Source organism: Acinetobacter sp. YH12227 (assembly GCF_013417785.1).
In the GTDB taxonomy this organism is placed as follows: Bacteria; Pseudomonadota; Gammaproteobacteria; order Pseudomonadales; family Moraxellaceae; genus Acinetobacter; species Acinetobacter gandensis.
On sequence record NZ_VPDH01000092.1, the window covers coordinates 1 to 11119 of the forward strand.

Below are 11119 nucleotides of genomic sequence, written 5' to 3' on the forward strand. Positions count from 1 at the left end.
GCCTATTTAAGTGATGTGCTGAAAAGGCTACCGACACATAAAGTGACCCAGATTGAAGAATTGCTGCCACATCGTTGGAAACCTGAACCGAATTAAAAAATAGACATGGGGTTCAGCGGACGCTTACATTTAATTAGATATTATTTTTAATAGGGTAAAGTTTGGCGCGCCTTGGGGGGAGTATGCAGAAAAATAAAGGATTTACGTTAATTGAATTGATGGTGACGATTGCTGTGATGGCGATTATTGGCATGATGGCTGCGCCTTCGTTTGGAGATATGATTGTTCGCCAAAATTTAAAGAAAAGCACAAATGAACTTATTGGGGTATTAAATCAAACACGTGCAAAGGAAGTGTTGGAGCGTAGAAACATAGATGTCAATTTGAATTTAAAAGAAACAGATACATTACCTATAGATACTGCCACAGTAGTGAATTGGATGCCTCATGGTAAAACACATTTAACGTCTGCAAGTGAAACAACAATTAGATATGGCTTAAGTGGTGGAGTAGTTGGCGCAACAACAGATACTAGCTTTGTTTTGTGTTCTATTGCTGGGGGTAAATCTCAAATAATTAGTGTTTCCAAAATGGGAACGATTCAGCAAGTTGTTGAGGGTACATGCTAATGATTAAAAAGAAGAATCAACAAGGCGTTGGCTTAATTGAAGTATTGGTAGCTCTTTTGATCCTTGCAATAGGGGTGATGGGTTTTATTGCTTTGCAATATAGAGCTATCGAGGCAACTGCTGAAAGTGGCTCGCGAATACAAGCAATCAATTTAGCACGTGATTTGGCTGAAAGAATGCGAGTAAATCGTGGTGCTGAAGAGGTTTATGCTTTTCAGCTGAATACTGCAAATACTCAGCGAGTTTTCCCAACAAATTGCTTTAATGCGAATTGTTCTAGTACCGATTTGGCTGATTTTGATGTTGCTCAGATTGCAACAAAAGCAAGAGTTATTGGAATGTCTGTTAATTACTTACCATGCCAAGGAAATACGGATAGCCGTAGATGTATTTATGTTGCGTGGGGTGATACTTCTGCTACTGATGGTGCTGAAGCGGGGAACTGTACAACAGGGGCTAGCTATGAACAGGAATCAACATGTTTGATTATGGAGGTTTACTAAATAAACCCAATTAAACAAGCAGGCTTTACCTTAATTGAATTGATGATTGCATTAGCTCTAGGTTTGGTAATTGTTGCAGCAGCCACAATGCTCTTTCTGACAAGTTCGCGTAGCCAAGCATTACAGCAAGGACAGGCTAGTTTGCAAGATGATGCTAATTTTGGGTTGAATTATATTGTGAAAGATATTCGGTTAGGAAACTTAAATACAGTTCAATCTAGCATTAACGATTTGACAACTTATGGTGGGGTGGTTTTTCGTTCATCTTCAAATTCTGTTGAAGTAAGTGGTGTAAAACGTGCAAATTTACCGATAAGTTTAGATGGAAATTCTGTAAATCAAACTCTTTTAAGTAGAAGCAGTGGTCTTTCAGTTGGTACAGCTCCACAGTGGACAGGAGTTTCTAATGTACAAGGGGAAGCTAGTGATCAGCTTACAATTCAATTTGTCCCTCAATATATTTTGGATCATAAAAATACGGCAACTGAAGCAGATGATGTTTGGTATGGCGGATCAGATTGTGAGGGTAATGAACTTGAATTTACTCTTGCAGAAGGTCGACATGTTGTAGTTCAGCGTTATTTTTTAAGAGCAGATACTAATAATAGCACTAGTGAGCCTAATTCACCTTTGGCATTGGCATGTGATGCGGGGCATTACCCATTAGATGGGTCACCAACTGAAATTGAAGGCTTGGGGGGGGCTGGTGAAATTATAATAAAAAGAGCAGATCAATTTAGAGTTTTATATTCGATTCAGTCAGGAGTAAATCATCGTTATGTTGATGCAGCAGCATACATGGCTATGGATCCCCGTCCAAGAATTTTGGCTGTTCAACTCGGGGTCTTGGTGCGTTCAAATCAGACAGTAGGTGGTGGTGCTGATTTTAAAGATGATCAAACTTTTCGGATTTTGGATCAAGAAGTAACAGTAACAACTCCTGCAGCTAGTGCTCCTAAATATGCCAGACAAGTTGTCACGCAGACAGTGTCGTTGCGCAACACTTTTGGGGAGAGAGGACAATGATAAATAAACAGCGTGGTGCAACTTTAATTGTTGTCTTATTTCTTTTACTTGCAATTATTGTTCTAGGAACTTTAGCCGTTCGCCAAAGCTTAGTGAGCTTAAATATTGCAACAAATAGTCAGGCGCAACAGCTATTGCTTCAAAACTCGGACGCAGCTTTTTTTAATGTCGAGCGTGAAGACAATATCATTCAAGCATTAAGTTCGAGTGGTATGTTCGGGTATATCAGTGGGGCTACTGATAAGGAAAAGGAAATGGTTTTTTGCTATCGCGGAGCAGAGCCTAATTTTTTTGATATTAATCGCGCCAGTTTAATTTATTGGAAGTCTGGTGAGGCAGCCCCAACAAATAATGAATTTGGTGTGGATGGATACTGTAATGCTGACGAAAGTTCGACTAACTTTTTTACCAGTGGTCGTAAGGCGGTTATGACACAAGTGGCTGTGAAATTTACAAGTATTTCAGAAAATGATCCATTTTTTGGTGCGCAATTTGGTACAGATGACAAAACAGTTAAATTTGATAGTACTAAACCTGTAAAAGTTTTTGCGGTCTCGGTTATGCCAACACTAACTAATGCATCAACAACAGATATTAATAATTGTTTTAGAAATCATATGAGTGAAGCAACTATTCCTGAAGGTACTTCAGTGGCACTAAATGCAATTTCACGTAAAACAGTGACAGAGTGTCTTGCTGATTTAAATGTTCCGTACACTTCACATGTGACTGAATATGTGATTGTTCAAGACTTTGTATAGATTTGGAGTAATGAAATGAAAAAACAAACTAAGAATTTTATTAATTCATGTCGTTATAAAGTATTAACAGCAAGTATAGCGGCAATCTCTACATTATTAATTACATCTAGTGTGGTGCAGGCAAGTGATATTGATATTTATCAAGATGCAAAATCTGGTGATATCACGTTGATGTTTATGCTCGATGTTTCAACTAGTATGAATGAAAAAGATGGTCAAACACAAACTCGTTGGCAACGTGTTCAGGTTGCTATGCGTGACTTGTTAAGTGGGAATACGGCTAAAGGAGTTGAAAGAATTGGTGATGATAAGATTATTGGGCTATCGACATTAGGTGCCATATCCTTTAATAACAAAGGTGATTTAAATTCTGGCAGCAGTAGCAGCAGAGGTGCTGTGTTAGTTCCCGCCCGCCGTTTAGATGCTAAAGTGATAGAAAATGGCGTGGAAAAAACGCAGCGTCAATTACTGTTGGATCGAGTTAATAAAATTACAATGAAAACTAGTACGCCAACAGCTAAATCTTATGCTGAGGTGATTGCATATTTAATGGGGGTTTCAACAGATGATGATGATGCAGAAAGTGGATGGAACTATTCACATTCGACAACGAAAAAAACAATAAATATGAATCACCGTCTTCTTTAACACAAAGTGAGGATATACAACAATGTAGTGGACAAGGTATTTACGTGCTTACGGATGGCGAACCTAACTCAAATAGTGGTGTGAGTAAATTGGCAAGTATTGCGATAAATAAGAGTGGATTTTCATGCACTTCTAGTAGTGATGGTTGGGATTGCACTAATAAAATGAATGCTGCATTGATTGATCCTAACTCAAATGGTAAAGGGTTAAAGTTTAAAACTGCAGTGGTTGGTTTTGGTAATGCATTTAATAATATTGCCTCATTTGATAAAACGAAAACAGAAGCAGAAAATATAGCAGCATTGGGAACTATAAATACTCATGTTAAACGTGCTGCACGTTGGGGGATTCTAGGTCAAGGCGGTTGGTACTCAGGTCAAAGTTCTCAAGATGTAGTAGAAAGTGTGAATGACTTTATTAGTAATTTATCTAAGGATATTCCTTCGGTAACAACTGGTTCACCAACAATTCCTCGTGATGCATTGAATCCTGCTGAACTACAAAATAATGCTTATTATCAAACATTTCAGCCTACCCCAAATACAAATTACCAATTATGGTTAGGTAATTTAAAAAAATATTTAGTTGGTGATAATGGAGTTTTAAAAGGTAAGAATTCGGCAACAGTATTTGAAACAGATGGTCGTATTAAAGAGCCTACTTATGATGCTAACGGAAATATTACCTCTGCAGTTTACGATTATTGGGCAAAAAGCGTTGATACGGCTGTAGAAAATAGTGATGAAAATACCGTGGGTAGTAAGAAGTTTGCTGCACGTGGTGGTGCTTGGTCACAAATGCTACTTGGAGCAAATGTTCAAAATAATGCTGAAAGAAAACTATTAACAAATCGTAAAGCAGTTGGTAACACATTTGGGGGAGCTGGTTCATTGCGTCAAGTTCAGTTAACTGATCTGTCGGATGCAACATATAAAACTGATCCGAATCGTGGCTATTTAGTTTCATTGCTTGGCTATAATATTGATGTTGCCTCACCACCAACGTCAGTGGCTAATTTAATTACACAACCTTCTTTACGTCAAATGGGTGCAGTTATGCACTCTTATCCAGTTTTGGTAACGAATAAAGGTAAGTTGGAATATAACAAGACAAAAAAGGTCATGGAATCTACTGGTCGTGAGGACTATGTATTGTTTGGGACCACCCAGGGCTTACTGCATGTGGTTGATGCGGAAACAGGTGTGGAAAGATTTGCCTTTGTACCAAATGAAATGGTTGAGAACCAAAAAGATGCTTTCCGTTTGTCTAGCGTTACTAATGGGGGGATGCAAAAGCTTTATTATGGTATTGATGGGCCGTGGAATCTTTATACGCAATATGTGGTAGATAGTTCTGGTAGCTTGGTTGTAGGAAATGGTCGTACAACAAGCCAAAAAGGTATGCAAATAGCGTACGGTGGTTTACGTATGGGTGGGCGTAGCTACTATGCATTAGATCTCAGTAATATAAATAGTCCTGAACTTCAATTTCATATTGATCCTGCAACTCAAAAAGTATACAGCGGAATAAAATCTACAACGTTTAACCCGCTTCAATATATGGGGCAAAGTTGGTCTAAACCATCGATTGGTTGGGTAAACTGGGGCGGTGAACGTAAACGAGTCATGTTAGTTGGTGGTGGATATGATGCTGGTGGTGATGATGGTGATGCACGTACAGGTGGTGTGAAAGGATTATATTCTGGCTACGAAGCACATGATTACGAACAAGAAAATAAGATTGGTGCAGGGGTCTACATGTTTGATGCCGATAATGGTGATCTACTTTGGTGGGCAAGTGATAATGTAACAAGTACATCCGCAGCAGATACCAATACAGGTGTTATAGCAACGAAGCATACTGATTTAAAATACAGTGTCGTAAGTGAAATCCGTACAGTTGATCGCGATGGTGATGATTTAATTGATCATATCTATTTTGGGGATCTAGGTGGACAATTATTTAGAGTGGATTTTGATAATAAACAAAAGTTAAAAGGCGCTGTTCCAAAAACACCAGTTAAACTTTTAACATTAAATGATGGTGCTAAAAGTCCTAGATTTTACGATATGCCAGGATTTTCTTTATATAATCAAAATGGTGAGACCTTTGCTGTAATTTCACAAGGAAGCGGTAATCGTAGTACACCAATGAAGGATTTTTCTTCTACTGAAGCAGGTTATGATTACGATGCAATTTATAATGTTTATGATAAGGATGTGGCACGTCGCGACCTATTTAATAGAACAACAAATTTATATACAGAAAACCTTCAAAAATCAAATTTAGGTGAAATAACAGAGGCAAATCGTTTTGCAAATTCAACTTTAGTTGCTCCTTATTCTGAAAAAGGGGGGTGGTTCTACAAATTTCAAAATTGTACGGCTGGTGTGGATGGTAAGCTGACAAATTGTAGTAATTATAAGAAACAAAGTGAAAAGGTCTTTGGTACACCTCTAGCTATGAACTATAAACTTTATGTATCAACGTTTGATGCAAGTAAGCCGGGTATTTCTGGTGATTGTGGTGCGGGTGTTAAAGGTGAAAGTATGCTTACTGCATTCTGTATGCCTTTTGGTCAATGTGCGACAATACTAGAGCCTTCACGTAGTGTTATTGGTGTGGGTATTCATACAGTTACTGTTGGTGGTAAAAATGGTGGCGGTACAGGTGGAGGAGAGGAATGTGAAGGAGGTACATGTCCACCAGTAGAATGCCAAGACGAATCTTGTCCACCAAAAGCGACCGGTAATACGAGTGCTACAAATTATTGTATTAATACAAGTGGTCGAATTGCTTTAACAGTGACTGGTGGTTTTGGTAATGGTGAAGCGACAGAAATGTGCCTTATCCCACAGCGTTGGTATGAAAAACTCGCGCGTAAAGCACCTTAGTGGGGGAAATATGAAAAGAACAAATTTTTTTCGAACAGGCTTTACATTAATCGAGTTGATGGTGGTGGTGGTGATTGTGGCAATTTTTGCCGCAATCGCAATTCCATCTTATCAAGAGTACATTCGTCGGTCTCAGGCAACGCAAGCTCAAGATCAAATACAACAAATTGCTATGGCATTAGATCGGCATAAATCTAGAAATTTCAATTATCAAGGTTTTGTAATGCCAACAGGTATGAATGTGCAGCCTAGAGGTGCAACGGGGGCTGCTGTAAAATATAATTTTACAGTAGTATCAGGTGTTGGTGGTCAGACATGGTTAATTACAGCTTTGGCTACAGATCCAAAGAATTACAATTTTTTAATGTCTAGTACTGGTGTACGGTGTAAAAATAAAACAGCTAATCTTATTGATTCAGCATCTATTTCATGTGGCACAGAAAATACGGGGCGTGAAGAATGGTGAATCGTATGATAAAAGGCTTCACGCTTATTGAGCTTATGATTGTTGTTGCAATTATAGGTATACTTGCTGCTATTGCTTATCCTTCCTATCAAGAACATGTTAGAAAAACAAAAAGAGCTGAAGCACAGTCTGAAATGCTTGACCTAGCAAACCGAATTCAGCGCTTTAAAATTGCAAATTTTTCTTATGTCCCATTGATAAATAATGTTGAAGTACCGATGACATTAAATGATTTACAGCATTCTGGAAATATTCCAAGTCAAGGTTCGGCTTTGTATACCATTCAATTGACTAACGTTACTGCGACAACGTGGTCTTTGATTGCAACACCAGTTACAGGAACATCTCAACAAAATGATGGCTCTATTTGTTTAAATCATCGAAGTCAAAAATTTTGGTCCAAAGGCCGAACCTGTACTATTGCAGATCTTTCTGATACTTCAACTTGGAATAACCAATAATCCAAATTCAAAACTGTGGATAAACAAAAAATGATCTTTCATTCAGGGCAAATATCACGTAAAATATTGCCCTCTATGAAAGGGGTTTGAGTTGTATCGATGGTCGGTACAAGGATAATCCGTAAAAACTATAAGGTTCTATCATGGTTGTTATTCGTCTTGCACGCGGTGGTGCTAAAAAACGTCCGTTCTATCAAATCATTGTGACTGATAGCCGTAATGCACGTGACGGTCGTTTCATCGAACGTATCGGTTTCTTCAATCCTACAGCTCAAGGTAAAGCAGAAAAACTTCGTTTAGATGCTGACCGTTTTGCTCATTGGGTTTCTCAAGGTGCTCAACCTTCTGATCGCGTTGCTTCTTTAGCTGCTCAAGCTAAAAAAGCTGCAGCTGCTGTTTAATACGGTAGTAGATTGCCCATGACACCAACACAGAATGTTCCCGAAGATCGTATTCAGATTGGACAGCTACGTTCAGCATATGGATTAAATGGGTGGCTCTGGGTCTATTCCAATACAGAACCTATGAGCAATATTTTTGACTACCTGCCTTGGTACATTGAGACCAAAGCAGGTTGGCAAATTGTAGATGTAAAACGTTGGAAACCGCATGGTAAAGGCTTAGTCGTTTCGCTAAAAGGTGTGAGTGATCGCACAGCAGCAGATGGCTTGGTTGGTACCAATGTGTGGATTTCAAAAACTCAGTTGCCTCAAGCGGGTGTAGATGAGTTCTATTGGTCAGATTTGAAAGGTCTAACAGTGTTAGGTCTAGATGATGAAGATCAAGAAGTCAATCTCGGTCAAATCCATGAAATGTTTGAGACAGGTGCTAACGATGTGATGGTGGTACGTGCCACTGCCGAAAGTGTCGATAGCGAAGAGCGTATGATTCCATGGCATAAAGATGTGGTACAGCGTGTTGATCTCGAAGCTGGTCGTATCTACGTGAATTGGGGCGTAGATTACTAATCCTTTAAGGATTGACGCAGCAGGAAAATAGAGGAATCTGCGATGTTTTTTGCAGTCATTACGCTTTTTCCTGAAATGTTTGAAGCGATTACAGCGTACGGAATTAGCGGGCGCGCAGCAAAACGTGATCTTGTGCAAGTCCATTGCATCAACCCACGAGAATTTGCTGAAGGGAACTACAAACGAGTGGATGAACGTCCATTTGGTGGTGGTCCAGGTATGGTGATGATGGCTGAGCCTTTAGCAAAGTCAATTCAACGTGCCAAAGAGCTTGCAGCGCAAGCAGGTGCAGTTCATGTTCCTGTGGTGTATATGTCACCGCAGGGCAAAACTCTAAATGAACCCGCAGTACAGCAGTTTGTCGATTACGATGGATTGATTGTGTTATGTGGTCGTTATGAGGGCGTCGATGAGCGCTTAATCCAAAAATATGTTGATCAGGAATGGTCAATTGGGGATTACGTACTCTCAGGCGGTGAACTTCCTGCGATGGTTTTATTAGACAGTATTATTCGACGTTTGCCGAATGCAATGTCTGATGAACAATCACACGTTCAAGACTCTTTTGTGGATGGTCTTTTAGACTGCCCACAATATACCAAGCCAGATCATTTTGAAGGTTTGGATGTACCAGAGGTTCTTAAATCTGGACATCATGCAAATATTGAGAAATGGCGATTTTTGCAGCGTTATCAGCGTACACTTGAGCGCCGGCCTGAATTGGTTGAGCAAGTTGAGTTGAGCAAGCAGCAAAAAAAATGGCTAAAAGATTCGCAAATTCAAAAGTAGACTCTATTTCTGAATTTGCAAAATCAGAAGCTTTGCTTCGAACAGATACTTAGAGATGACTTTAAGTATTTTAATTAGGCTCTTAATACATTGAAGTGGTCAAGTATTGAGAGAAAGTTAAACGGGTAACATGCGCTTTAGCCTCTATACCCTGCGATGATCAGACCTCTTCTGACTCGCGTAATCGGAGATACCCCATGAGCGGTAAACATCCTTTAGTACAAGCTGTTGAAAATGCACAGTTGAAACAAGACATCCCTGCTTTTGCTCCTGGTGACACAGTAGTTGTTCAAGTAAAAGTAAAAGAAGGTGATCGTGAACGTCTTCAGGCATTTGAAGGTGTTGTAATTGCTAAGAAAAACCGTGGTTTGAACTCTGCGTTTACAGTACGTAAAATTTCTAGCGGTTTCGGTGTTGAGCGTGTATTCCAAACTCACTCACCAATCGTTGCTAGTATCGAAGTGAAACGTCGTGGTGACGTTCGTCGTGCTAAACTTTACTACCTACGTGAATTGTCTGGTAAAGCTGCACGTATTCGTGAAAAGTTACCTGCTCGTAAAGTTAAAGCTTAATTTTAAGTTTTAATGAGTGAAAAAAATGCGCCTTTTGGCGCATTTTTTTATGTATATCACTTTTGAACTTATAAACCTTGCAGTTTTAAGCGGTTCGCATGTTGGCGATAGACATCCACAGGATCAGGTGCAAATAATGCTTTTAAGCCCAGTACTTGGTTTACCTCGTCCAAAAATGATTCCAGTTGTAATTGTCACGGATGGTTTTACCGAATTTCGCGCTACAGCGTGGAACAAGACCGTCATTATCCTTACCGCCATCAATCAATAAACTCGTTACTTTCAGTACTGAGTCGACATCCAAAATATTAGTGATGGTGCCAACGCCAGCAAAAGAATAATTATAGATTCCTTGTTGGGTATATGCGCCTTCACCACAAGCAGTCGTTGGCATGCCAATAGGGAAGCGTTGATTAAATTTTGCAGATCCAGCTAGACTTAAGCTATTTGCACCAGCAAGTGAATCATGTGGGAAGCTATTTGGGTCTAAACCTTGCGCCCAAACTATGGCTTTTGTTAACAGGTTCACCGCAGCAACAATAGGTGTTTCTAAAATTGGAGCAGCATCGCGAATATTTAAAATGAAGTCGGACACAGGTGAGCCTTTGTGTGGTGCACCGACTGTTGTTAATGAAGCGACATACTGCGGCTTAATCCCAGCTACATAACGAATGGTTGGTCCACCATGTGAGTGACCAATTAAATTCACTTTGGGTGACCCAGTAATGGCAATAACATCTTCGACTTGCGCTAGTAATTGTTCGCCACGGACTTCCGATGAGTTAAATGGTGAAACACGTGTTGCCCACACATTGGCACCATTTCGAGCGAGATTGGGCAAAATTTGATACCAATAATCTAAACCTATCGGGTCGGTACCAACTCGAATAAAACCAGACATACCATGTCCAAATACGATTGGATATTTGGTTTTTGCATAGTTTGAACTGGCATTGGCTGTTACCTGAGAGGCTTGCGTTGCAGCGAAGGTTGGGGCCGTGGCTAAAATTGTAGGAAGGCCGATTAAGCCCGCTATGAATAATCCATATTTCATCAAATTTTCCTCATTTTTTGTTTTAGTGCAGCATAGTAAAATCTATATTTATTAAGATGAATTTCATTATGCTGTTTATGACAATCTTACTTGTCAAATAAGAGTATAGGCAGAATTTTAGCTTATAGTGTGAACTAGTCGATGAAATGTAGGTTTGTTTGTAAGATAAACTGCATAAAAAGCCCGACACGTAGATCGGGCATTTAATGAAATATATAAGTATTTACTCTGTACACGACAAATTTCATAGGATCCTTGTCCTATCAGGCTTTTTCTTTCTTAAAATTGCTAGCACTTTCTTAAATTCTTCTTTTTTTCCAAAACCAATCAAACGTAGAATAGCCATTT

13 protein-coding genes and 1 pseudogene are annotated in these 11119 nt (G+C 39.4%); 13 read left to right on the plus strand and 1 reads right to left on the minus strand.

Annotation, left to right across the window (positions count from 1 at the left end; all coding sequences use genetic code 11):
- The 13 genes from FTV09_RS15525 to rplS form a co-directional block, all read left to right on the plus strand.
- A partial coding sequence (locus FTV09_RS15525) for a transposase domain-containing protein (protein WP_075175639.1) occupies window positions 1-96 on the plus strand: 96 nt, incomplete at its 5' end.
- A gap of 86 nt (window positions 97-182) precedes the next feature.
- Window positions 183-629: a Tfp pilus assembly protein FimT/FimU gene (locus FTV09_RS15530; RefSeq protein ID WP_180058822.1), complete on the plus strand. Its 447-nt coding sequence runs from the start codon at window positions 183-185 to the stop codon at window positions 627-629.
- Complete coding sequence (pilV, locus tag FTV09_RS15535) at window positions 623-1132, plus strand: type IV pilus modification protein PilV (protein WP_373685041.1); 510 nt, start codon at window positions 623-625, stop codon at window positions 1130-1132. Before FTV09_RS15530 ends, pilV begins: the two co-directional genes overlap by 7 nt.
- On the plus strand, window positions 1133-2158 hold the full coding sequence (locus FTV09_RS15540) for a PilW family protein (protein ID WP_373687716.1): 1026 nt from the start codon (window positions 1133-1135) through the stop codon (window positions 2156-2158). It begins immediately after the preceding gene.
- On the plus strand, window positions 2155-2919 hold the full coding sequence (locus tag FTV09_RS15545; protein ID WP_180058824.1) for a pilus assembly protein PilX: 765 nt from the start codon (window positions 2155-2157) through the stop codon (window positions 2917-2919). Before FTV09_RS15540 ends, FTV09_RS15545 begins: the two co-directional genes overlap by 4 nt.
- A gap of 15 nt (window positions 2920-2934) precedes the next feature.
- Window positions 2935-3567 carry a VWA domain-containing protein gene (locus FTV09_RS18255; protein ID WP_306669506.1) on the plus strand — a complete coding sequence of 211 codons (633 nt, stop codon included), beginning with the start codon at window positions 2935-2937 and terminating at the stop codon, window positions 3565-3567.
- The gene (locus FTV09_RS15550; RefSeq protein WP_306669507.1) at window positions 3507-6461 is read left to right on the plus strand and encodes a PilC/PilY family type IV pilus protein; all 2955 of its coding nucleotides are present in this window, start codon (window positions 3507-3509) and stop codon (window positions 6459-6461) included. The genes FTV09_RS18255 and FTV09_RS15550 overlap by 61 nt, the downstream gene beginning before the upstream one ends.
- 10 nt (window positions 6462-6471) lie before the next feature.
- Entirely contained in the window at window positions 6472-6927 is a 456-nt protein-coding gene (locus FTV09_RS15555) for a type IV pilin protein (RefSeq protein ID WP_180058825.1), read from the plus strand.
- Window positions 6921-7388, plus strand: coding sequence for a type IV pilin protein (locus FTV09_RS15560; RefSeq protein WP_373685039.1), 468 nt, complete (start codon window positions 6921-6923; stop codon window positions 7386-7388). The genes FTV09_RS15555 and FTV09_RS15560 overlap by 7 nt, the downstream gene beginning before the upstream one ends.
- 143 nt (window positions 7389-7531) lie before the next feature.
- Window positions 7532-7789 carry a 30S ribosomal protein S16 gene (gene rpsP, locus FTV09_RS15565; RefSeq protein WP_005013161.1) on the plus strand — a complete coding sequence of 86 codons (258 nt, stop codon included), beginning with the start codon at window positions 7532-7534 and terminating at the stop codon, window positions 7787-7789.
- 18 nt (window positions 7790-7807) lie between these two features.
- Entirely contained in the window at window positions 7808-8356 is a 549-nt protein-coding gene (rimM, locus tag FTV09_RS15570; RefSeq protein WP_180058826.1) for a ribosome maturation factor RimM, read from the plus strand.
- Window positions 8357-8398: 42 nt separating this feature from the next.
- Window positions 8399-9145, plus strand: coding sequence for a tRNA (guanosine(37)-N1)-methyltransferase TrmD (gene trmD / locus FTV09_RS15575; RefSeq protein WP_067762980.1), 747 nt, complete (start codon window positions 8399-8401; stop codon window positions 9143-9145).
- Between the two features lie 197 nt (window positions 9146-9342).
- Window positions 9343-9717: a 50S ribosomal protein L19 gene (gene rplS, locus FTV09_RS15580; RefSeq protein ID WP_180058827.1), complete on the plus strand. Its 375-nt coding sequence runs from the start codon at window positions 9343-9345 to the stop codon at window positions 9715-9717.
- A gap of 68 nt (window positions 9718-9785) precedes the next feature.
- Here rplS and FTV09_RS15585 read toward each other — a convergent pair.
- Window positions 9786-10771 (minus strand): annotated as a pseudogene (locus FTV09_RS15585) (esterase/lipase family protein).
- Between the last annotated feature and the right edge of the window lie 348 nt (window positions 10772-11119).